Consider the following 23,313-nt stretch of genomic DNA (forward strand, 5'->3'; position numbering starts at 1 on the left):
AGCGTTCCACCAGGCGGCGGGTGATGGAGGGGGCGAGGAGCGCGTCGCCGGTGGTGACCAGACGTACCGCGGCCGCCAGGTGTTCCGGGGTGACGTCCTTGAGCAGGAAGCCGCTCGCCCCGATCGACAGGGCCGTATAGACGTACTGGTCCAGGTCGAAGGTGGTGAGCATCAGCACCCGGCGGTCCGGGGACTGCCCAAGGATGCGGCGGGTGGCCTCCAGGCCGTCCATCGTCGGCATCCGGATGTCCATCAGCACCACGTCCGGCGCCAGTTCGCGCGCCAGCGACACCGCCTCCGCGCCGTCCGCCGCCTCCCCGACCACCTCGATGCCGCGCGAGGTGAGGATCAGCCGGAAACCGGTGCGGATCAGCGTCTGGTCGTCGACGACCAGCACCCGGGGCGCCGTCACGGGCGGTCCATCGGGATGCGCGCCCGGACCCGGTACCCGCCGCCGAGCCGCCGACGGGCGTCCAGGTCACCGCCGTACACCGCGACCCGCTCCCGCAGCCCCAGCAGCCCGCGCCCCGTCCCCTGCCGTGCCATCGGCGGCGGGGCGTCCCCGGTCAGGACGCTCGGGCCGGTGCTGAGGACTTCCACGCGCAGCGCGTGGTCGGCGTAGCGCACGGTGACCTCGGCCTTGCCGCCGTCGCCGTGTCTGAGGGCGTTCGTGAGCGCCTCCTGGACGATGCGGTACGCCGTGACGGCGATGCCCTGCGGGAGCGGGCGGGGTTCGCCGGAGATACGGACCTCGACGGGCAGGCCCGCGAACGAGACCCGGTCGACGAGTTGGCCGAGCCGGTCGAGGCCGGGCTGCGGGGCGAGGTCGGCGGCGGTGTCGTCGACATGGCGCGGGCCGTCGGTCACGTCATCGGTCACGTCGTCCTCCTCGCCGCTCGGTGACGGGGTCAGCAGCCCCAGCAGATGCCGTAGGTCCGTCATCGCGCCCCGCCCCGCGTCCTCCACCGCCCGCAGCGCCGCCGCGGCCTCGTCCGGCATCGTGCCGAGCACCTCGCGGGCGGCACTGGCCTGGACGACCATGAGACTGACGGTGTGGCTGACGATGTCGTGCAACTCACGGGCGATACGGTCCCGTTCGGCCGCGACCGCGGCCCGCGCGGCGCGCTCCCGCTCCCGTTCCAGCAGCCAGCCGCGCTCCCCGACGGCGTCCCGCCAGCGGCGCCGGGTCCGCGCCAGCGCGACGGTCAGCACGAGTACCGCGGCACACGCCACCGCGAGCGCCACCACGAGGCCGTTCGTCTCCCAGTCCTCCCCCATGGGTTCACCCTGGCAGACGATCACAGACTCCGCATCGGCCTGTGGACGCAGGCCCTGCATCCACAGGATGAGACGAGCGACCGGATGCCATCCGGGGAGGGATGTCCCGGCCCGCCCCTGACTCGTAGCGTCCTGTCCATGGTCACTGAGGACAGCAGGGGAGAGGTCGTCGTACGGCTCGACGGCGTGCGCAAGGAGTACGGCGAGACGGCGGCGCTGGCCGGGGTGTCGCTGGAGATCCGGGCCGGGGAGGCGGTCGCGGTGATGGGGCCTTCGGGATGCGGGAAGTCGACGCTCCTGAACATGATCGCCGGGCTGGACCGGCCCACGGGCGGCGAGATCGTCGTGCACGGCGAGAACGTGGGGGAGTTGAGCGAGAAGGGACTCGCCCTGTACCGGCGGCGCCGGATCGGCATGATCTTCCAGTTCTTCAACCTCATCGACGACCTGTCGGCCCTCGACAACGTCGCCCTGGCCGCACAGCTGACCGGAACGCCCGCACGGCAGGCCCGGCGGCGCGCGCTGGAGCTGTTCGACGAGCTCGGCATCGCCGACCGGCAGCGCGCCTACCCCGCCGTGCTCAGCGGCGGTGAACGCCAACGCGTCGCCGTGGCACGGGCGTTGATGAACCGCCCGGCCCTGCTGCTCGCCGACGAACCGACCGGCGCCCTGGACAGCCGCTCCGGGGAACAGGTCATGGACCTGCTGCTCGACCTCAACCAGATCGGGCAGACACTCGTCCTGGTGACCCACGACGAGCATCTCGCCCGCCGCTGCGCCAGCCGGCTGATCGAGTTCGCCGACGGCCGGGTGACCGGCGAGCACACCCTGGAGCCGTCCGCATGAGGGCCGTATGGCGCGCCGCCCGCGCGGCGGTACGGCGGCGCAGGCTACAGACACTCGTCATGGCACTGGTCACCCTGACCTCGACGGCGGCCATGGTGGTCGCCCTCGGCCTGGTCGACGCGGCCTCCGCCCCCTTCGACAAGGCCTTCGACCGGCAGCGCGGCCCCCATGTCGTCGCCGCCTTCGACCCGGCCGAGGTCACCGACGCGCGGCTTGCCGAAGTGGCGCGCGAGCCCGGCGTCGAGGCCGCGGCCGGCCCCTACTCCCAGGCCACGGTCGAACTCCCCGACGGCAGCATGAGCTTCGGCCTCGGCACCGAGATCACGGTCGTCGGCCGCGCCGACCCCGAAGGCCCCGTGGACCGGCTGGACCTGTGGGCGGGCCGCTGGGCCACCCGGCCCGGCGAGGTCGTCCTGAACCGGCAGTCCGACTGGACGGCGGACGACCTCGGCAAACGGCTCCCGATGCCCCCGGGCGGCCCCGCCCTCACCGTCGTCGGGTTCGCCTTCGACCTGAGCCGCACCGCCGACGCCTGGGTCGCTCCCGAGCAGATCGACGCGCTGCGCCCGACCGCCACCCAGATGCTGTTCCGCTTCCCCGACGCCTCGACGGACGACCGGCTGCGCGCCCAGCTCGCCACCGTGACCGACGGTCTCCCGGCGGACGCGCTCACCGCCTCCCGGTCGTATCTCGCCCTGAAGCACCAGGTGAGCAGCTCGGCACGGGCGTACACGCCCTATCTGATGGCCTTCGGCGTCCTCGGCGTCGCGGTCGCGGTCCTCATCATCGCCAACGTGGTCAGCGGCGCCGTGATCTCCGGCTTCCGGCACATCGGCGTGCTCAAGGCGCTCGGCTTCACACCGGGGCAGGTGGTCGCCGTCTACCTGACGATGATCTCGGTGCCCGCCGTGCTGGGCTGTGCGCTCGGCACGGTCGTGGGCAACCTGCTCGCCCGCCCGTTCTTCGGGTTCGTGTTCACGGGCCCGGACGCCGGCGTCTTCCACGACACGGTCGGGCTCGCGCCCTGGATCAACGCCGTCACGCTGCTCGGCATGCCCGCCGTCTGCGTCCTCGCCGCGCTCGCCCCCGCGCTGCGCGCCCACCGGATGTCGGCGGCCCGGGCGATCAGCGCGGGCAGCGCACCGCGCGCCGGACGTGCCCTGGGCGTCCAGCGGCGGCTGGCCGGCAGCAGGCTGCCGCGCTCGGTGAGCCTGGGCATGGGCCTGCCGTTCGCCCGGCCGGGGCGCAGCGCCCTCACCCTCGCCGCCGTCGTCCTCGGCGTGACCACGGTGACCTTCGCGACCGGGCTGGCGACGACGATGACCCGGTTCGGCGAGGCCGGGCGGGACGCCTACCAGGTCACCGTGTACGCCTCGAACTTCAAGGACGGCAAGGAGATCAGGCCGAGCCACGACGACCGTGGACTCGTGGCGCTGCTCGCCGGGCTGCCCGGGGCGGCCGAGATCACCGCCCGGGCCTCCGTCGACGTACGCCTCACCGGCTCCGCGCACCCGGTGATCCTCGAAGGACGTCGTGGTGACCGTCCCCGGCTGGACAGTGTGCTCACGGACGGCCGCTGGACGCGCGGCGGCGGCGAGATCGTGGCCGGGTCGGCCTTCTTGCGGCAGAACGGCGTACGGGTCGGTGACCGGGTCGGCCTGGAGAAGGGCGGCAGGACCGAACGGGTGCTGGTCGTCGGGGAGTTCATGGAGAGCAACGCCCGGGTCGTGATCGCCGACTGGCCGACGCTGACGGCCCTGGCCCCGGACGAGAAGCCCATCGCCTACCACGTCCGACTCCGCGACGGCGCCGACCCGGCGGCCTACGCCCGCGCGGCCCGGGCCGCCGACCCCGGGATCACCCCGGACCTGCGAGGCGGGAACTCGATCACCCGGACCATCATCGGCTCCGCCACCGCCCTCACCCTGATGCTCGCCGTCGTCGCCGCACTGGGCGTCTTCAACACGGTCGTCCTCAACACCCGTGACCGCAGGCGGGACTTGGGCATGCTGAAGTCGATCGGCATGACACCGCGACAGGTCACGGTGATGACGGTGACGTCGATGGCGGTCCTCGGCGCGATCGGCTCCCTGCTCGGTGTCCCGCTGGGCATGGCCGGCCACCACCTGGTGATCCCGCGCATGGCGGGCGCCGTCGACCTCACCCTGCCCGCCTACATGACCGACGTCTGGCGGGCCCCGGCCCTGGCCGCACTCGCCCTCGCGGGGATGATGATCGCGGTGCTGGGCGCGCTGGTCCCGGCACGGCGGGCGGGGCGGCTGACGGTGGCCGAGGTGTTGCGCAGCGAGTGAGGCGACGGCTCCCGCGTGGGGCGGTGATCAGCCGATCGGCGCGTACAGCACCCCCAGCTTGTCGACCTCGGCACCGGCCCGCCCCGTGAAGCCGACGATCTGCCAGCCGGACGGTGCCGTGAAGGTCCTGGCGTCCGAGGTCGCCGTACCGGAGGCCGGCGTGCGGCCCTTGTCGGTGGTGAAGGCCGCCGAGAAGATCCGGGTACGGCCGTCCTTCTGGCCCTGCGTCAGCTTGACGGAGGTGAGGTGCTCGCCGGAGGCCAGGGTCAGGGACGTCGCGGTGCCGCCCGTGCCGCCGTGGGTGAGGGCCGCGCCGCCGTCGTGCGTGAGGGAGACCGCGTCCAGGCGGGAGGCGCCGCGCAGGGTGAGGGTGCGGGGCGAGGGGGTGGCCGGGAGGTCGTCGGCGTCGTTGAAGGCCGTGCCGTGCGGGCCGCCGAAGAAGTCGCTCGCCCTCAGGGACGGGTCGAGGGTGTAGGAGAAGTCGACGGCGTGCGGGAAGTGGTCGGAGAGGTTGCCGCCCGCGGAGTCCAGGAACGACGCCCAGTCGTTGTTGTACCGGGTGGCGTCGAGCTTCAGGAGCTCGCTGCCGCGGTAGAGGACCTTGTCGACGACCTCGCAGGTGTTCGGCGGCGCCGACGTCGGGCACAGCAGCGCGTCCGCGCCCTGCGTCGGCCGGACACCGCCCCTGGCCAGCTGCACCCACGCGTCGGTCAGGCCGTTCTCGTCGGCGAGGGTGCGGATGTTGTCGCCGCTGCGGGTGTACCGGGTGTTGGTGTCGCCCATGACGATGACCGCGTTGCCGGACGAGTTCGCCTGGATGAAGTCCGACAGCTGCTCGACGTTGGCGCGCCGGGCGGCGAGCGCGGCGTCGTCGGAGTCGGCGTTGGTGTGGACGTTGTAGAGGTCCACGAAGACGCCCTCGGCGAGGCGGACCCGGGCCAGCGAGAAGCCCTTGGGGGTCAGGCAGTTGGTGCCGGTGCAGTTGTTCCACTTCACCCGCTCGAAGTCCTCGAAGGGATGGTCCGAGAGGGTGTTGAGACCGTCGCCGAAGGGCACACCGCCGCTGGTCGCGGTGCGGTACGGGTGGTTGTCGCCCGCGTACAGGGCCGCGTGGTAGTTGAAGTCCTCCTGGACGTTCACGATGTCGTACGCCGCCAGCCGCGGCGAGATCAGCGGGGTGTTCTTCTCCGGGTTGCCGGAACTCAGGCCTTCCGGCAGGCCCGCGACGTTGTACGTCAGGACGTTGAAGGTACCGCTGGTGGCGGCCGCCGCGGGGGCCGACCCGGTGGTGGCGAGGCCGGTGACGGCCAGTGCGGCGGCGGCGAGCGTACCGATCAGTCTTCTCATGGTGGGGGCGTCTCCGATGAGCGACGAAGAAGGTGAGCGCTGTTCAGTTTCGATGTCAACAAGAGTGACGTACAAGGGCTGTTGGGGGAACAGTGAGGGACGTGGCGTTCCGCCGTGTTCGGGGCGCCCGGTGGTCACCCCCTGGTCGTTCAACGTTCATGTTTCGCCTTGATCCTCCACAGGCGGCGCAGCAGCGCCGCAGGAGGCAGCCGCGGAAGGCAGCGGCATCGGGAGGCGTTTCATGGGACAGGGGCACGCGCACGGCCATCATCACCACCACGGACCCGGCCATGGTCACCGTCATGGCCCCGACCACTCGCACGACGTGGCGGTGCCCGCCCTGCCCGCCGCCTTCGACACCTCCGTGCCCGACGAGGCCCTGACCCCCGAACAGCAGTCGCGCCGCACGCTGCTGCGCCGGACGGGCCTGCTGGGCGCCGCTCTGGCCACCGCGGGCGTCGCCGGCCCGACCGCGGCCGCCGCCGCGACGCCGGCCCCCTCCGCGGTCCCCGCCTTCGGCGGCCGGCGCACGCATGGCTTCCTGTGGCTGGCCGGTGACCACCACATCCACACCCAGTACAGCAACGACGGCAAGTACCGCGTCGTCGACCAGGTCCGCCAGGGCGCCAGGCACGGTATGGACTGGCTGGTCATCACCGACCACGGCAACGAGACGCACGCCAAGATCGGTGTGGAGAAGGTCAACCCGGACATCCGCGAGGCCCGGGACGCCTACGAGGACACCCTCCTCTTCCAGGGACTGGAGTGGAACATCCCGGCCGCCGAACACGGCACGGTCTTCGTCCACCCCGGCAAGAACGAGGTCTCCGTCCTCAAACAGTTCGAGACCGACTACGACGGCGGCGTGCGGAAGGCGACCGACTCGACGCCCGCCAACGAGGCCCTCGCCATCGCGGGCCTCGACTTCCTTGCCGAGCAGGTCCGGCGGCGCAAGGTCAAGGACATCCTGATGCTCGCCAACCACCCCGCGCGCAAGGGCATCGACTCGCCCCACGAGATCCGCGCCTGGCGCGACGCCACGGACCGGCGCCACCAGATCGCCGTCGGCATGGAGGGCGCGCCCGGCCACCAGGCCGCCGGCATCGAGAAGTCCGTCGGCATGGGTCGCGCCCGCGGTCTCTACGACGGCAGCCCGGGCGCCAACTCCTTCGCCGGTTACCCGCTGGAGAGCTACCGCACCTGGGGTGGCTTCGACTGGATGACCGCCACCGTCGGCGGCCTGTGGGACAGCCTCCTCGCCGAGGGCAAGCCCTGGTGGATCACCGCCAACTCCGACTCCCACAACGTCTACACGGACACCGCGAAGCGCGGCGGCCCGGACAGCGACTACCTGGCCAACGGCAAACACACGGACCCCGTCTACAGCGGCCAGATCGACCTCACCGAGGGCGACTACTGGCCCGGCCAGTACAGCCGTACGCACGTCGGCGCCGACGGCTTCTCCTACGCCGCCGTCATGGAAGGCATCCGGGCGGGCCGCGTCTGGGTCGACCACGGGCAGCTGATCAGCGCCCTCGACGTCCGGGTGCGCGGCGGCCGCCGCTGGGCCACGCTCGGCGGCGCGCTGCACGTCCGCAAGGGCACCGACGTCACGCTGACGGTCGACGTGGCGATGGCCGGCGGCCCCAACTGGGCCGGTTTCGTCCCGAAGCTGGCCCGTGTCGACGTCATCCAGGGCGACGTGACCGGCCCGGTCGCCGACAAGGACACGTTCACCGCGCCGACGGCGAAGGTGGTCAAGTCGTACGAGGTGAACAAGTCGACCGGCACGGTCCGTCTCACCTACGACCTCGGCAGGGTCGACCGCCCCGTCTACGTCCGTCTGCGCGGCACCGACGGCAACCGCACCGCCGTCGGCCCGATGGGTGCCGCCGTCGACCCGGCCGGCCCGGCCATCGACGTCGTCGGCGACGCCGACCCCTGGCGCGACCTGTGGTTCTACTCCAACCCGGTGTGGGTCCTGCCCTCATGACACCGTACGTCCTGACGGTGGACGCGGACGTCCGGGACCTCCGCACGGCCGACCGTCTGCTCCATGCGCTGGCGGCCGAACTCGCCCTCCCCGAGGGTGTGTTCGGCTGCACCCACCTGGTGCGGGGCGAGCGCCCGCGCGTGGCCCTCTCCCTCACCCTCCCGTCCGAGTCGCTCCTGCGTACCGCCCAGGAGCGACTCATGGCCGCAGGACACCAGGTGTCGCCGGGGGCACCGGACGCGGAGGGCCGGGCGGTGCTCTACCCGGGCGTCTCGGCGCTGACCGGCACGCTGACGATCGCGGACGTCCTGGCCCGCTCGGCGATCGACCGCGTGACGGTCCTGGGCACACCGGGCCAACCGGCCCCGGACACAGCCCTGGTGACGAGCGACCACGTACGCCCCGCCTGGCAGTCCGACGAACTCGTCCTGACCACCATGCCCGCGGTGGGCGGCACCCTGGTGCCCTTCGAGGTACCGGATCCCACACCGTGCTGCGCCGACCACTGAGGGGGCAGCCCGGACCGTGACCGGCCGGCGTCGTGCCTCATATCGTCGGATCGGTCACCCCGGCGGGTGGAACTCTGCGGCCCAGTAAGCCGATTCACTGGCCAGCCGTCCCAAGGCGCCGTCCGTGTATACGGACGCTGGCGCCATGTCCATCATTGATTCCCTACGGGGAGCATCACGCGCCCTGGCCACCCTGGTCATGGCGCTGGCGTGCGTCGTCGCCGTACCGCACGGCGCGTACGCCGCACCCGGTGACCTGGACCCCGCGTTCGGCACCGGAGGACGGGTCACCATCCCGACCGCCACCCAGGCCGAGGGCGAGGACGTGGCCGTCCAGCCCGACGGCAGGATCGTCTCGGTCGGGTGGGAACAGCGCTTCGGCGCCGATTTCGCTCTGACGCGGCACAACACCGACGGCAGCGTCGACACCTCCTTCGGCGGCGGCGACGGTGAGGTGCTGACCGATTTCGAGGGCGGCGACGACGTGGCCCAGGGGGTGGCGCTCCAGTCCGACGGGAAGATCGTCGTGGTCGGCCGTCACCAGGAGACCGACGACGAGAACGCCGGCTGCTGCTGGTTCACGGTGGCCCGCTACGACGCCGACGGCAGCGTCGACACCTCCTTCGGGGGCGGCGACGGATGGGTCAGTCCCGGTCTGGCCGGCGGGGCCGAGGACTCGGCCGGTGTCGCGGTTCAGCCCGACGGGAAGATCGTCGCCGCGGCCTTCGCCGGCGGCTCGTTCGCGGTCGTCCGGTACCTCCCCGACGGCAGCCCGGACAGCGCCTTCGGCGGCGGTGACGGCGTGGCCGTGACCTCGTTCGCCGAGGTGGGCGGTGCGGTCCCGCGGGACATGGCCCTCCAGTCCGACGGGAAGATCGTCGTGGTCGGCTACGCGGGCGCGACCTCCTTCGACTACGCCCTGGCCCGCTACAACCCCGACGGCAGTCTCGACACCACCTTCGGCGGCGACGGCAAGGTCACCACGGACCTGGGCGGCTACAACTTCGGCGAGACCGTCGTGGTGCAGTCCACCGGCAGAATCGTCATGGCGGGATGGGGCGGCGACGACTTCACACTGGTCCGCTACAACCCCGACGGCAGCCGTGACGGAACGTTTGGCACCAACGGTGTGGTGACCACCGACTTCGGCACCAGCTCCGCCGTGTACGACCTCATGCTCCAGCCCGACGACCTGATCGTCGCGGGCGGCGCAGCGGGCGGCGACTACGCGCTCGCCCGCTACCACGCCGACGGCACCCTCGACACCGGCTTCGGCACCAACGGCCGTACCACCACCGACTTCGGCAACGGCGACCGGGTGAGAAGCCTCGCCCTCCAGTCCGACGGCAAGATCGTCGCCTTCGGCTACAACAACGACAGTCTGCGCGCCCTGGCCCGCTACCTCGGCGGCGTCGGCACCCCGCCGCCGCCCCCGCCGCCCGCCGGCGTCGACCTGTCCGTCACCAAGACCGGCACCGGCACGGTCAGCATCGGCGACCGAGCCACGTACACCGTGACGGTCACCAACAACAGCACCACGACCTCGGCCACCGGCATCACCCTCACCGACACGATCTCCGGCCCCGCCGCCACCGTCATCTCGGCCACCCCGGGCCAGGGCACCTGCACCACCTCCGCCACCGGCGCGACCTGCGCTCTCGGTACCCTCGCCGCCGGCGCCCGCACCACCGTGACGGTCGTCGTCGAACCCAGGGCCACGGGAACCCTCACCGACCGGGCCACCGTGAGCGCGGCCCAGAGCGACCCCGACACCGCCAACAACACCACGACGTCCCCGACCACGGTCAACAACTCCCGCGGCTGCACCCGCATCGGCACCAGCGGCAACGACAGCATGTCCGGCACCAGCGGCACCGACGTCATCTGCGGCCTCGGCGGCGCCGACACGATCAACTCCGGCTCCGGCACCGACACGGTGTACGGCAACTTCGGCAACGACCGTGTCGACGGCGGCCTGGGCAACGACACCCTCAACGGAGGTCCCGGCAACGACAACCTGATCGGCAACTACGGCAACGACAGCCTGAACACCGTCGACGGTGTCTCGGGCAACGACACCGCCAACGGCGGCTTCAACACGGACACCTGCACGACGGATCCGGGGGACACCCGGATCAGCTGTCCGTAGGCACCCTCACCGGCCGGCACCCTCGGGTGCCGGCCGGCCCTGTCATCCGTTCACCCCCGAGTAGTGCCCCAGCGCCCACCGCCACAGCCACCGCGCACCGAGATACGCCACCAGCCCCAGCAGCGGCGAGGACGCCGCCAGCCAGTACGGGACGGACGTGTCGTGGCCCGTCAGGACCGCGGCCGGGAAGTACGCGACGAAGGCGAGCGGGAGGGCGAACGTGAGGAAGCCGCCGACCGCCTTGGGCAGGACGTTCAGCGGGTAGCTGCCGAAGGTGCCGAGGAGCTCCTCCAGCCAGCGGCCCCAGTAGTCGGCGGCGGGATAGCGCAGGCACGCGGCGGCCACGGCCGTGAACAGGGCCGCCTCCAGCAGCATCCCGCCGAGCACCGCGGCGATCAGGTAGGAGACCCGGCCGGCCGACCAGTCCAGGGTGCTGCGGCTGAGCGCGCCCGCCATCAGGCCCGCCGCGACCGTCAGATCGCCGATCGCGTTGGTCGGGAAGTAGGCGAGCTGGACCTGGCGGTGCACGGGCATCGGACGCAGCAGATAGATGTCGATCCTGCCCTCCTGGACCTGTCGGCCGATGAAGTGCATCCGGCCCAGGAACAGCACGAACAGACCGTGCGCGAGCATCCGGACCGCCGGGATGAGCAGGACGTCGGAGCTGTCCCAGCCGCCCATCCCGGTGAACCGGGCCAGCAGCACCGTCGCGAACACGATCACCGACATCTGCCAGATCGCGCCGATCGCGATGTTCAGCAGGAACTCGGTGCGGTACTCCATCGAGGAGCGGATGTTGAGCAGCGAGATGCGCCACACCAGGCGCAGAGCCTTCAGCGACATCTCAGCCTCCCTGCGAGATCACGCGCCGCGCGGCCAGCCGCCACACCCACCGGGTGAACAGCGCCAGCACGACGACCCAGGCCGCCTGGATGGCCAACTGGGCGCCCACGTCGGACAGTTCGATGCGGCCGACGTAGATCGACAGCGGCACGTTCAGCGTCGCCTGGAAGGGGAGGAAGGCGCTCAGCGTGATGAACCAGTCCGGGAAGAACCACAGCGGCGCGTACACCCCGGACAGCAGATTCTGCGCGAAGATCAGGATCAGCATCGCGGAGTTGTTGCGGATGGTGAAGAAGCAGAGCTGGTCGAGCAGCAGCATGACGTAGTGCAGGACCCACTGGCCCAGCAGCAGGCTCACCGCGAACACCCCCGCCACGGCCGCCGACCCGGGTGGCTCCACGACGCCCGCGGCCAGGCAGACCACGTAGCCGAACAGGGCCCACGCCAGGCCGTACACCTGCTCGCCGAGCGCGCGCAGCGCGTAGTAGCGCTGAGGTGGCAGCGGGCGCAGATACCAGTAGACGATCGTGCCGAAGTGCATGTGCTGCAGCACCGTGTCCCGGCCCGCGTACTGGTCCAACTCACGCAGCCGGGAGGCCAGCACGGCCAGTACGGCGAAGGTGACCGCCTGGTCACGGGTGAGCCCGGCGGTCGTACCGGTGTGGGAGTACAGACCGCGCCACAGCGACGCCACCAGGACCACCTGCACGGTCAGCCGGAGCAGGACGGCCGTCATCCGGGGCGGCGTGTGCAGTTCACCGAGCGGCGTGACGCGGGCGACGCGCCAGCCGTGCAGTACGGCGGCCATCTCAGGCTCCCTCCGCCACCGGCCCGGCATGGACGTACGCGGCCCGCATCACGTCCTCCAGGTCCGCCTCGTCGAGCGCCAGGTCCGTCACCTCGTACCGCTCGATGACCCGCTTCAACGCCTGGTGCACCGTCGGCGCGTCGGGGCCGTCCGGGCCGAAGACGGCCTTCCGGCCCTCGCGCCGCAGCAGCGCGATCCCGGGCAGGGAGCCGACCTCGGTGTGCGGGTCGGCGAGCGTCACCCGTACCTGCCACGTCGAGCCGAACTTGCGGCGGATCTCGTCGAGCGTGCCGTCCAGCACGAGCCGGCCGTGGTTGATCAGCACGACCCGCTCGGCGAGCCGCTCGACCTCCGTCATGTCATGGGTGGTGAGCAGGACCGTACGGCCGCGCTCCTCCACCTGGTGCCGCAGGAACTCCCGCACCTGTTCCTTGACCACCACGTCCATGCCGATGGTGGGCTCGTCGAGGAAGACGACCGGCGGGTCGTGCAGCAGGGCGGCGGCCAGGTCGGAGCGGACACGCTGGCCGAGGGAGAGGTGGCGGACCCGGGTGTCCCAGAAGGAGGAGAGGTCGAGCAGGTCGTCGAACTCCCGCAGCCGCGCCGCGTGTTCGGCCTTCGGCACCTCGTAGATGTCCCGCAGGATCGCGAACGACTCGCGTACCGGGAGGTCCCACCACAGCTGGGTGCGCTGCCCGAACACGGTGCCGATGTTGCGGGCGTTGCGCTCACGTTCCTCGTACGGCACGACCCCGGCGACCCGGGCCTCGCCCGCCGTCGGCGTGAGGATGCCGGTGAGCATCTTGATGGTGGTGGACTTGCCGGCGCCGTTCGGGCCGAGCAGGGCGAGGAGTTCGCCGCCGGCGACGGAGAACGACACGTCGGACACGGCGTGCTTGGCGACCTTCTCCGGGTTGACCAGGGAGCGCAGCGCACCGGCGAAACCGGGGCGGCGGACGGTGGTGTGGAAGGTTCGGGACAGACCGCGAACCTCGATACTGCCAATCAAGCGGCATCAACTCCCTTGCTGTGAACGCAAAGCACGGCCGGCCGGCATCGCTGCCGACCGGCCGCCCACGACCCTCCGAACGCTCTCGGAAAGTCGATCAATCGGTCAATCCATTTACCGTCTTCTCACTCCGTGGTCGAGAACACGAACGAGAACTCGGCCGGCTCGGCCTTCAGGAAGTACCGCGGCAGCGGGCCCGGACCGCAGGACTGCGAGCCGATGCCGTGCTGGCCGTGGTCGAGGTTGACCCAGACGGTGTCGCCCGGCGTGAGGTCGGTCAGATGCCGGGCGGCGTCCAGCTGCTCGTTGGTCCAGCGGCGTGCGCTGAACCAGAACTCCGGGTCGCCCTCGATCCGCAGCCCGCCGAGCTCCACCCAGCGCACGTCGGCGCGGGCACCGTTCTCCTGCGGGCGGACGTACGGGGTCTGGAGCTCGTCGACGGTGGACTGCCAGCGGCCGACCATCGACGCCGTCCGGGTGTCCGGGTAGGCCTCACCGGGACCGCCGCCGAACCACCGCACGGCATCCGCCTGCGCCAGCCCGAACCGGACACCGAGCCGCGGCAGCGGCACAGTCCAGTCGCCCTCCGGTGTCACGGACACGGTCAGCCGCAGCCGCTCGCCGTCGGAGGTCCAGCGGTACACCGTGGCCAGCCCCACCTCCCAGGCGGCGGGCGCCACCCGGGTCCGCACGGTCAGCGCGTCGTCGCCGAGCTCGACGGCGTCCAGACGGTGCCGCATGCGGTGCAGTCCGTACTTGCGCCACAGCATCCCGAAGCGGGTGTCCGTCTGCCATTCGGCGCCGTCGTCGTTGTCGGTGGGCGCCCGCCACACGTCCAGCCGAGGTGCGGTCACCTCGACACCGCCGATGGTCTTCAGCGCTCCGGTGCGGGCGTCGAAGGAGGCCGGGCCGAGGGTGATCAGGCGATCACTCGCGGCGGGCCGGTCGCTCGCGGCCACGGCCGGCGACTGCCGTGCGGACACGGGGAACTGACCCCAGGCGACCACATGGTCCTTCGGCGCCCACGCCGTCCCGGACGCCAGCACCGCCCGTACGGTCCACTGCGTCTCGCCGCCGCTCTCGTGGGAGGGCGGCTCCGGCAGCTTCACGTCCGCCGACTCGCCGGGCGCGAGAGCCGGCACCGACAGGGCGCCCGCCTCGACCGTCTCGCCGTCCACCTGGTACGACCACTCGAACGCGAGTGCCGACAGGTCGGCGAAGTCGTACTTGTTCGTCACGCGTACGGTGCCGTCCGCGCCGTCGCCCTCGATCCGGACCGGCTCGATGACCTTCTTGTACTCGACGAGCCCGGGGGAGGGCCTGCGGTCCGGGAAGATCAGCCCGTCGCAGACGAAGTTGCCGTCGTGCAGCTCCTCGCCGAAGTCACCGCCGTAGGCGTAACCCAGCTCGGGGTGCTTGACGCCGTGGTCGATCCACTCCCAGATGAAACCGCCCTGGAGCCGGTCGTGGGCCTCGAACAGCCGCTGGTAGTCGGCGAGTCCGCCGGGGCCGTTGCCCATGGCGTGCCCGTACTCGCACTGGATGAAGGGAAGCTCACGCCGCTTGTGCGTGCCGCCGTCCAGGCGCTGCCCGATCTTCTCGACCTCGTCGTGGAAGGCGTACATCCGCGAGTACACGTCGGTGTCCCGGCAGTCCCAGTCGCCCTCGTAGTGCACCAGCCGCTCGGGGTCGCGGCCGTGGATCCACTCGGCCATCGCGGTGAGCCCGCGTCCGGTGCCGGCCTCGTTGCCCAGCGACCAGAAGACGATCGACGGGTGGTTCTTGTCGCGCTCGACCATGCGGGCCGCGCGGTCCAGCAGGGCCGGGGTCCAGCGGTCGTCGTCGACGGGGTTGTCCCGCCAGGCCTGCTCGGTGAAGCCGTGGGTCTCCAGGTCGCACTCGTCGATGACCCACAGGCCCAACTCGTCGCACAGGTCCAGGAAGGCCGGGTGCGGCGGGTAGTGCGAGGTGCGCACCGCGTTGAGGTTGTGCCGCTTCATCAGCAGCACGTCCTCGCGCATGGTCGCGAGGTCCAGCGCGCGGCCCTTCTCGGGGTGCCACTCGTGCCGGTTGACGCCCTTGAAGAGGATCGCCTTGCCGTTGACCTTGATCAGGCCGTCCTCCAGGACGACCGTACGGAAGCCGATCCGCAGCGGCACGCGTTCGCCGGCGGTGATCAGCTCGCCGTCGTACAGCTTCGGCGTCTCCGCCGACCACGGCTCGACCGCGACCGTCACCGGCTCCCCGGTGGCGACATCGATGTCGAGGGCGGGCACGGACACCCGCCCGTCGACGTCGGAGTCGACGCGCAGGGTGCCCTCGCCCGTGGTGTGGTCGTAGGAGGCGTGCACGAAGAAGTCGCCCGCGCTGCCCGTCGGACGGTGCAGCAGGGTGACGTCACGGAAGATGCCCGGCAGCCACCACTGGTCCTGGTCCTCCAGGTAGGAGCCCGCCGACCACTGGTGGACACGGACCGCGAGCACGTTGCCGGCCGGCTTCAGCAGCTCGCCGACCGCGAACTCGTGCGGCAGCCGGGAGCCCTTGAACTCGCCGAGCTCCGTGCCGTTCAGCCAGACCCGGGCACAGGACTCGACGCCGTCGAAGCGCAGGACGGCGCCGCCGTCGGCCGGCCAGTCGGCGGGCAGGTCGAAGACCCGCACATGGTCACCGGTCGGGTTCTCGGTCGGTACGTGCGGCGGGTCGACCGGGAACGGGTAGAGGTGGTTGGTGTAGATGGGCGAACCGAACGCGCCGTCGCCCTGGAGGACCCAGTGGCCGGGGACCGTGACCTCGGCCCAGTCCCCGGCGTCGTACCCCTCCTCGGCGAACGACTCGTCCTCGGCGTCGGCGGTCGCCGACAGCCGGAAGCGCCAGCTGCCGTTGAGGGACAGGGACTTCGCGTCCGAGGAGGCGTACCAGGCGCGGGGCGCGAGGGCCCCGCGGCCCGGGGAGACGTCCTCGACGTAGTCGACGGAGGGGGTGGTGCGGAAAGACATCGGTCTCCAGCTCTTGAGAGGAAGGCGTCAGCCCTTGATGCCGGTCTGTGCGATCCCCTGCACCAGCCAGCGCTGGAGGAAGAGGAACACGAACACCAGGGGCAGGATGGAAACGGCCGTCGCCATGAAGATCATGTGGAAGACGACGGTCTGGTTGGTCATATAGCTGGACAGCGCGACCTGCACGGTCCACGAACTGGGATCCTGCCCGATGACCAGCGGCCACAGGAAGGCGTTCCAGCCCGCGATGAAGGTGATGGTCGCCATCGCCGCGAAGAAGTTCAGCGAGTTGGGGACGACGACACGCCAGTACGCGCCCCAGTAGCCCAGGCCGTCCATGCGTGCCGCCTCCTCCAGTTCCTTGGGGAACCCCAGGAAGTACTGCCGAAAGAGGAAGCAGGTGAAACCACTGAACAGGCCCGGGATGATCAGACCCCGGTAGGTGTCCACCCAGCCGAGCGAGGAGACCAGCACGAAGCTCGGCACGAAGGTCACCGCGGTCGGGACCATCAGGGTGCCGAGGACCGCGTAGAACACCTTGTTGGCGTGCTTGTACGGGATGCGGGCCAGGCCGTAGCCGGCCAGCGAGCACACCAGCAGGACGCCGACGGTGTGCAGGGTGGCCACGACCGCCGAGTTCCACAGGGACTGGGCGAAGGGGACCGTCTCGTCGCTGAACAGCTCGCTGATGTTGCCCCACTGGATGTCCGTGGGGAAGAACTTCCAGTTCTCGCCGGTGATCTCGGCGTCGGTGGACAGCGCGTTGCGGACGAGGATGTAGAACGGGATCAGGAAGAGGAAGGCGGCGACGCCGGTGGCGATGTAGAGGCCGGTGGAGCTCATCACGCCGCCGCGCCTGACCCGGCTGGGCGTGTCCGACCTCGGTGCGGACTTGCGCACCTTGGGGATGGTGGTGGTCACTTGGACTCGTCCCCCTTTCCGAAGCCCATGATCTTGCCCTGGAGCAGGGTCACGGCACAGATCAGCACGGTCAGGATGAGGGCGCCCGCGCTGCCGGCGCCGTAGTCCTGGCTCTCGCCGAGGGCCTTGTAGTACAGCTCGACGAGCGGCGGGCGGCCCCAGGTGGTCTTCGACAGCAGGTTGAAGAACTCGTCGAAGGCCTGGTAGGCGGCGACGAGCAGCAGCAGGATCACCGCGGTGGACGTAGCGCGCAGCTGGGGCAGGGTGATGTACCGGAAGGTCTGCCAGCCCGACTTGGCGCCGTCGATGGCGGCGGCCTCGTACAGCTCGTCCGGGATGTTCTGCAGGGCGGCGATGAACAGGATCATGTAGAAGCCGGACTGCAGCCACAGCCGGGCGGTCACGATGACCAGCCAGTACCAGGGCGGGTTCGGGTCGATCAGCCAGGCGATGTTCTCGACCCCGAACCAGCCGAGGACCGTGTTCATCAGGCCGAAGCGGACGCCGCTGAAGATGGACATCTTCCAGATGAGGGCCGCGGCGACATAGCTGACCGCGGTCGGCAGGAAGAAGACCGAGCGGAAGAACGCCCGCATGAAGCGCATCCGGTTCACCAGCAGGGCCAGACCCAGCGACAGCGCCCAGGTGGTGGGCACGATGAACGCGGCGAAGACGGTGAAGGTGCCGAGCGAGCCGACGAAGTCGTCGTTCGTCAGCATGTACTTGTAGTTGTCGAACCCGACGAACTTGTCCGGTGTGACGGTGAAGCGGGCCTCGAAGAAGCTGAGCCACAGGCTCCAGAGGATCGGCGCGTAGACGAAGATCGCCAGGCCGATCAGGAACGGCCCGGTGAAGAGCCAGAAGGTGAAGGTGGGGCTGCCCCGCAGACCCCGCCGCGGCTTGGCCGGGGAGGCCTTCGCCGTGGCGGAGCTCGCGAGGTCGAGCTTGGTGGTCGTCGACATGTCGTGGTCCGTCCCGCGGCCTATCCGAACAGCTTCTTGAGCTCGCGGTTGACGGCCGTGTCACACCTGTCGAGGGCCTTCTCCGGGTCCATGTTCTTGCGGACGCAGTTGGCGAAGACGTCCTCGAAGGCGGTGCGCATGGCCTGGGTCCAGCCGATGTTGTCGAAGTGCCCGAACTCGTTGAAGAGACGGACGCCCTCGGCGGCGTTGCCCGACTTGAGCTTGTCGGCCTCCTTGGCGAGCGAGGCGCGCGGCGGGATGTGGAAGCCGTAGGAGGTGGCCCAGTCCTCCTGGTACTCCTTCTGGTCGATCCACAGCCACTTGACGTACTCCTTGGCCGCGTCGACGTTCTTGCCCTTGGCGTTGACGAACATCGACCAGCCGCCGTTGTAGACCGACTGCTTGCCGTTGTCCGTGACCTTCGGGAAGGGGAAGACCCCCCAGTCGTCGCCGAGCGCGTCCTGGATCGCCGGCATCGCCCACATGCCGCAGAACTGGATGGCGCACAGGCCCTGGTTGAACGAGGAGGGGTCCCACGACTCGGTCGGGGCGCCGAGGAGGAGGTTGCCGCTGGTGAACAGCGTGCGCATCTTCTTCAGGCCCTCGACGACGCCGTCCGTGTGATAGGCGATCTGGTTCTTCTCGTCGAGGTGCTGGGCGCCCGCCGACCAGATCAACGTGTCGTTGACGCTGTGCAGGTCGTTGCCCATGTACAGGCCCTTGACCTTGCCGGTGGTGAGCTTGTCGGCGGCCTCCATCAGCTCGTCGAGCGTGGTCGGCACGTCGACCTTGGCCTTCTCCAGCATCGACTTGCGGTAGAAGAAGAACTGCGGGTCGTCGATCATCCGGACGCCGTATATCTTCCCGTCGACCGTGTGCGACTTGATGTCGGCCGGATTGAAGTCGTCCTTGACCGGGTCGATGATGTCGGTCAGGTCCGCCACCTGGCCGCTCTTGACCATCTGGATCTGCGGGTGGAACTCGAAGAGATCCGGCGCGTTGTCGGTCAGCAGGGCCGAGAAGAGCTTGCTCTCGAAGTCCGCGCTGGTGATCCACTGCGTGGTCACATTGGCTTCCTTGTACGCCTTCGCGTACCGCTTGATGGCCTGCTCGGTGCCCGCCTCGCCGTAGGCGTGGAACATCTGCACGAGGTTGGTGCCCGAACCGGACCCGCCACCGCGGCCGTTGTTGCCGCCGCACGCGGCGAGCCCGCCGGCGGCGGCCAGACCGAGCGCGGCCCTCAGTGCGGTGCGGCGGTCGAAGTTCCTGTTGCTCAATGCCGACATGCTGACGTCCTTGTCTCGAGTACGGCTTGCGGCTCTGGGCCCGTTGCCTGTGGCTGGTGCGGCTCAGCGCCAGTTGGCTCAAAGGGGGTTGCGGTGCGGGACGTTAACCTTCGGCTAAGGCTTCGGCAAGGGGTTGGACGAAGTCTGTGCGAAGCGTTGTGCAACGTTCGGCATACCGGACGTGACGGGGGTGCTAGGAAGGCGGTGCGGTACGGCCCCTGGCGGGCACGGCGGTCCGCTTTGCCTGCCTCTGTCCCACGGACTGCAAGGCGCCCTCCAGCGCGAACGTGGCCGCGCCCAGGCAGACCGGGTCGGTGGGGATCGGGGAGAGGACGATCCGGGTGGCGGCCATCGGCCGGGGCAGCGCGTGCCGGGCGACGGCCTCGCGCACCTCGGTGACCAGGGGCTCGCCCAGGGCGGTCGCGACCCAGCTGCTGAGCACGACCACCTCCGGGTTGAACAGGTTGACCAGATCCGCGATGCCCGCGCCGAGGTAACGGACGGTGTCGCGAAGCGCCTTGAGCGCCACCGGGTCGCGTCCCCGCAGTCCACGGGCGAGCGCGTCGATGGTGGCCGTCTGGTCCTCCGGATGCAGCAGCGCGCTGTCCGCGCTCAGCTCCCGCAGGGTCAGCATGATCCCGGACGCGCCGACGTACGCCTCCACGCAGCCGTGCTTGCCGCACCGGCACAGCCGGCCGTCCAGCACGATCGTGGTGTGCCCCCACTCGCCGGCGCTGTTGCTGACACCCCGGTGCAGCCCGCCGCCCAGGACCAGCCCGGCGCCCACACCGGTGCCGAGGTTGACCACCACGGCGTCCCCGCTCCCGCGCGCCGCCCCGAACCACAGCTCGGCCACCGCGCTGGCCCGCAACGGGTTGTCCAGGTACAGCGGGTAGGCGATGTGCTCGGTGAGCAGCTCCAGCAGCGGCACGTCGTGCCAGTCCCAGTTGGGCGCGTACTCGGAGATGCCGGTGGCCCGGTCCACCTGCCCCGGCACGCTCACCCCGACGCCGAGGACACGCGCCCCCTCGATGCCGGCCTGCGCCACCACCGAGCCGACGGCGGCGGCGACATGCCCCACCACCTGCTCGGGGAGGCTCTCACCCGGGCGGACGTCCTCCTCGGCGCGGGCCAGCACGTTCAGCCCGAGGTCGAACAGCTCGACATGGACGTACGTCTCCGCGATGTCCACGCCGATCAGGGCGCCGCCGGAGGTGTTGACGGCCACGAGCCCCCGGGGGCGGCCGCCGGCCGAGTCCTCGAACCCGACCTCCGTGATCATGCGGAGGTCGAGCAGTTCGCCCACGAGGGTGGCGACCGTGGCGAGACTGAGACCGGTGGCGGCCGCCAGCTCCTGCCGGGAGGTGGGCGACGCGGCGATGATCTGGCGCAGCACCTCGTAGCGGTTGGCGGTGCGGATGTCGCGTGATGTGCGCTTCACCGGGCGTGTCCCCCGTCCCTTCGCTCAGGCCGGGGTCGTCGTCGGCACCGGCGCGGCGCAAGGCTATGGCGTGCGGGGACTTTCGACAAGGGGTTAGGAAAGGGGGTTTACGAAGTCCCTCAGAGCTTCACTCTCCCAGTATGTCCTGCGCGAAGGCGTTGGCGAATTTCCGACCCGGGTCCAGCTCCCGCGCCAACGCCCGGAAGTCCTCCAGCCGCGGATACCGACCACGCACCACCTCCGACGGCACCGCGAACACCTTCCCCCAGTGCGGCCGCGGCTCGAAGGCGTCCAGCGCCGCCTCCAGCCGCCGCACCACCGGCAGCACGGCGGCGGTGTCCTCGACCCAGGTGAAATGCAGCGCCACCGTGTCCCGCCCGTACGACGGGCTCAGCCACTGGTCGTCGGCGGCGACGGTGCGCACCTCGCAGGTCTGGAGCACAGGGGCGACCGTCTCCCGGATCCCGTCGATCGCACGCAGCGCGTCCACGGCGTACTCGCGCGGCAGCAGATACTCCGACTGGAGCTCCGCCCCGCTGCTCGGCGTGAACTCCGCCCGGAAGTGCGGCAGCCGCTCGTGCCACGGCCCCGGCACGCCGAACTGCTCCGTGCAGTTGACCGCGGGCATCCCCGGCACCGGATGCAGCTTCTCGGCGGCGGGCGCCGCCCACGGGAAGTCGGGCAGCGGCTGGTCGGTACGCCGCTTGAGCCACACCTGCCGGAAGCCCGGCGCCCGCCAGTCGGTGAACAGACTCACGCTGTACGCCGACGCCATCACCGTCTCGAACGCGGCCGGGTCCAGCCCGTCGAGCGGCAGTTCGGTGAAGACATGCTGCTCGACGTCGAAGGACGGCTCCAGGTCGAGAGTGAGCGCCGTGACGACACCGAGGGCGCCGAGCGAGGTGACGGCGCCGCCGAACCGTTCGTCGTCCCGCCCGATGGCCAGCACGCCCCCGTCCCCGGTGACCAGTTCCACCTCCCGCACGGACGAGGCCAGCGGACCGTTGCCGACCCCCGAGCCGTGCGTGCCGGTGGCCACCGAACCAGCCACCGAGATGTGCGGCAGGGACGCCATGTTGGGCAGCGCCAGCCCGTGGGCGTACACCGCGCGGGCCAGCTCGGCGTATCGCACGCCGCCCGACACCCGGACCGTACGGGCCGTGCGGTCCACGTCGATCACCGGCGGCAGGTCCGCGATCGACAGCAGCAGGCCCTCCGGGCCCGGCTCGGCGATCCGGTTGAACGAGTGCCCGCTGCCCAGCACCCGCACCTTCGCGCTCCCGGCCACCAGCGTGCCGATCGCGCCGAGCGAGTACGGGCGGTGCAGTTCCTTGGCGGTGTAGGTGATGTTGCCCGCCCAGTTGGTGATCGTCTCCGTCATCCCTCGCCGTCCTTCAAGGTGAGTGTGTGTGCGTTGACCCTCTCATCCGCGGCTGCCTACGGTGGAGAACGTTGTAGAGAACGCTTTCTCACACCTCTTCCACCGAACCGGAGGCCACGTCCTTGACCCAGCGGCCGTACGCCATGTTCGCCATGTCCGCCGAGAACGTGCCCCAGGTCTTCCCGCCGGAGGTGCTGCAGCGGCTGCGGAGGTCCGTGGACATCGATCCGGCCCTGGTGGCCGAGGACTTCACGACCCCGGACCCGCTCCTGAAGGAAGCGCTCGCCCGCACCGAGATCCTCGTCACCGGCTGGGGCTGCCCCCGCCTCGACACGGCCTTCCTCGACGCCGCGCCCGAGCTGCGTGCGGTGCTGCACTCGGCCGGCTCGGTCAAGGGCCTCGCCACGCCCGAACTGTGGCGGCGGGGCATCGCGGTGAGCTCGGCGGCGGTGGCCAACGCCGTCCCCGTCGCCGAGTACACCCTCGCGATGATCCTCCTCGCCGGGAAGGACCTCTTCGCCGCCCGCGACCGGCTGCGCGCCGAGCGTGCCTTCCCGGGCTGGGGGCTGGTCCCGGGCATCGGCAACCACGGCCGCCGGGTCGGGGTGATCGGGGCCTCGCGCATCGGCCGCCGGGTGATCGAACTCCTGCGCCCCTTCGACCTCCGGGTGAGCCTTTTCGACCCGTACGTCGACGAGGCCGGGGCCGCCGAGCTGGGCGTCTGCCTGCTCGACCTCCCCGAGCTGCTGCGCACCTCGGACGTCGTGACCATCCACGCCCCCGAGACCCCGGAGACCCGCCACCTCATCGGCCCGCGCGAGCTGTCCCTCATGCCCGACGGCGCCGTCCTGATCAACACCGCGCGCGGCGGCCTGCTCGACCACGACGCCCTGACCGCCGAACTCCGCGCCGGCCGCCTCTCGGCGATCCTCGACGTCACCGACCCCGAGCCGCTCCCCGCCGACTCCCCCCTCTACGACCTGCCGAACGCCTTCATCACCCCACACCTCGCGGGCTCCCAGGGCAATGAGGTGGCGCGTCTGGGACTGGCGGTCGTGGAGGAGGCGGAACGGCTTGCCGCCGGGCACCCGTTGGCCCACGGGATCGTCCCGTCCGAACTGGAACACATGGCCTGACGACCGGTTGTCCTCGCCCCCGCCGCCCCTACCCGTCCCACCCCTGGGGGCTACGCCCCCAGACCCCCGCTGTCGGCCCTCCGGGCCTCGTCCTCA

At 70.8% G+C, this 23,313-nt stretch carries 18 protein-coding genes; 6 read left to right on the top strand and 12 right to left on the bottom strand.

Annotated features, from left to right (window positions below):
- Together L0P92_RS27170 and L0P92_RS27175 are read right to left on the bottom strand one after the other, a co-directional pair.
- The coding region (locus tag L0P92_RS27170) for a response regulator (protein ID WP_234765654.1) at nt 1-412 on the bottom strand (412 nt) is incomplete at its 3' end.
- Nucleotides 409-1,278, bottom strand: coding sequence for a sensor histidine kinase (locus tag L0P92_RS27175; RefSeq protein ID WP_234765655.1), 870 nt, complete (start codon nt 1,276-1,278; stop codon nt 409-411). The genes L0P92_RS27170 and L0P92_RS27175, both read right to left, overlap by 4 nt.
- A gap of 138 nt (nt 1,279-1,416) precedes the next feature.
- Between L0P92_RS27175 and L0P92_RS27180 the strand changes: the two genes are divergently transcribed.
- Both L0P92_RS27180 and L0P92_RS27185 read left to right on the top strand, forming a co-directional pair.
- Nucleotides 1,417-2,124, top strand: coding sequence for an ABC transporter ATP-binding protein (locus L0P92_RS27180; RefSeq protein ID WP_234765656.1), 708 nt, complete (start codon nt 1,417-1,419; stop codon nt 2,122-2,124).
- The gene (locus tag L0P92_RS27185; protein WP_234765657.1) at nt 2,121-4,436 is read left to right on the top strand and encodes an ABC transporter permease; all 2,316 of its coding nucleotides are present in this window, start codon (nt 2,121-2,123) and stop codon (nt 4,434-4,436) included. Before L0P92_RS27180 ends, L0P92_RS27185 begins: the two co-directional genes overlap by 4 nt.
- Before the next feature lie 27 nt (nt 4,437-4,463).
- Here the strand turns inward: L0P92_RS27185 and L0P92_RS27190 are convergent, their stop codons facing one another.
- Nucleotides 4,464-5,783: a jacalin-like lectin gene (locus L0P92_RS27190; RefSeq protein ID WP_234765659.1), complete on the bottom strand. Its 1,320-nt coding sequence runs from the start codon at nt 5,781-5,783 to the stop codon at nt 4,464-4,466.
- 241 nt (nt 5,784-6,024) lie between these two features.
- Here L0P92_RS27190 and L0P92_RS27195 point away from each other — a divergent pair, with 241 nt between their 5' ends.
- The 3 genes from L0P92_RS27195 (at nt 6,025) to L0P92_RS27205 (ending at nt 10,434) form a co-directional block, all read left to right on the top strand.
- Nucleotides 6,025-7,776, top strand: a complete 1,752-nt coding sequence (locus L0P92_RS27195) for a PHP domain-containing protein (protein ID WP_234765660.1) — start codon at nt 6,025-6,027, stop codon at nt 7,774-7,776.
- Nucleotides 7,773-8,285, top strand: a complete 513-nt coding sequence (locus tag L0P92_RS27200) for a hypothetical protein (protein WP_234765662.1) — start codon at nt 7,773-7,775, stop codon at nt 8,283-8,285. Before L0P92_RS27195 ends, L0P92_RS27200 begins: the two co-directional genes overlap by 4 nt.
- A 145-nt stretch (nt 8,286-8,430) precedes the next feature.
- Nucleotides 8,431-10,434, top strand: coding sequence for a calcium-binding protein (locus tag L0P92_RS27205; RefSeq protein WP_234765664.1), 2,004 nt, complete (start codon nt 8,431-8,433; stop codon nt 10,432-10,434).
- Nucleotides 10,435-10,476: 42 nt separating this feature from the next.
- Here L0P92_RS27205 and L0P92_RS27210 read toward each other — a convergent pair whose 3' ends face one another.
- The 9 genes from L0P92_RS27210 to L0P92_RS27250 all read right to left on the bottom strand — a co-directional run bounded on the left by L0P92_RS27210 (nt 10,477) and on the right by L0P92_RS27250 (nt 22,081).
- Nucleotides 10,477-11,277: an ABC transporter permease gene (locus L0P92_RS27210; protein WP_234765665.1), complete on the bottom strand. Its 801-nt coding sequence runs from the start codon at nt 11,275-11,277 to the stop codon at nt 10,477-10,479.
- Nucleotide 11,278: 1 nt separating this feature from the next.
- The gene (locus tag L0P92_RS27215) at nt 11,279-12,085 is read right to left on the bottom strand and encodes an ABC transporter permease (protein ID WP_234765666.1); all 807 of its coding nucleotides are present in this window, start codon (nt 12,083-12,085) and stop codon (nt 11,279-11,281) included.
- Nucleotide 12,086: 1 nt separating this feature from the next.
- The gene (locus L0P92_RS27220; protein ID WP_234765667.1) at nt 12,087-13,094 is read right to left on the bottom strand and encodes an ABC transporter ATP-binding protein; all 1,008 of its coding nucleotides are present in this window, start codon (nt 13,092-13,094) and stop codon (nt 12,087-12,089) included.
- A gap of 125 nt (nt 13,095-13,219) precedes the next feature.
- Nucleotides 13,220-16,090, bottom strand: coding sequence for a glycoside hydrolase family 2 TIM barrel-domain containing protein (locus L0P92_RS27225; protein WP_234765668.1), 2,871 nt, complete (start codon nt 16,088-16,090; stop codon nt 13,220-13,222).
- 27 nt (nt 16,091-16,117) lie between these two features.
- Entirely contained in the window at nt 16,118-17,011 is an 894-nt protein-coding gene (locus L0P92_RS27230) for a carbohydrate ABC transporter permease (RefSeq protein ID WP_234765669.1), read from the bottom strand.
- The gene (locus tag L0P92_RS27235; RefSeq protein ID WP_234765670.1) at nt 17,008-17,973 is read right to left on the bottom strand and encodes a carbohydrate ABC transporter permease; all 966 of its coding nucleotides are present in this window, start codon (nt 17,971-17,973) and stop codon (nt 17,008-17,010) included. The genes L0P92_RS27230 and L0P92_RS27235 overlap by 4 nt, the downstream gene beginning before the upstream one ends.
- A 20-nt stretch (nt 17,974-17,993) precedes the next feature.
- A complete protein-coding gene (locus L0P92_RS27240) occupies nt 17,994-19,259 on the bottom strand; it encodes an ABC transporter substrate-binding protein (RefSeq protein ID WP_234765671.1) in 1,266 nt (421 codons plus the stop codon).
- A 193-nt stretch (nt 19,260-19,452) separates the two neighbouring features.
- Entirely contained in the window at nt 19,453-20,700 is a 1,248-nt protein-coding gene (locus tag L0P92_RS27245) for an ROK family protein (RefSeq protein WP_234765672.1), read from the bottom strand.
- Nucleotides 20,701-20,827: 127 nt separating this feature from the next.
- On the bottom strand, nt 20,828-22,081 hold the full coding sequence (locus L0P92_RS27250) for a D-arabinono-1,4-lactone oxidase (RefSeq protein ID WP_234765673.1): 1,254 nt from the start codon (nt 22,079-22,081) through the stop codon (nt 20,828-20,830).
- Nucleotides 22,082-22,203: 122 nt separating this feature from the next.
- Here L0P92_RS27250 and L0P92_RS27255 point away from each other — a divergent pair, with 122 nt between their 5' ends.
- The gene (locus tag L0P92_RS27255; RefSeq protein ID WP_234765675.1) at nt 22,204-23,217 is read left to right on the top strand and encodes a hydroxyacid dehydrogenase; all 1,014 of its coding nucleotides are present in this window, start codon (nt 22,204-22,206) and stop codon (nt 23,215-23,217) included.
- The last annotated feature ends 96 nt before the right edge of the window (nt 23,218-23,313 follow it).

The organism is Streptomyces muensis, from assembly GCF_021474425.1.
In the GTDB taxonomy this organism is placed as follows: Bacteria; Actinomycetota; Actinomycetes; order Streptomycetales; family Streptomycetaceae; genus Streptomyces; species Streptomyces muensis.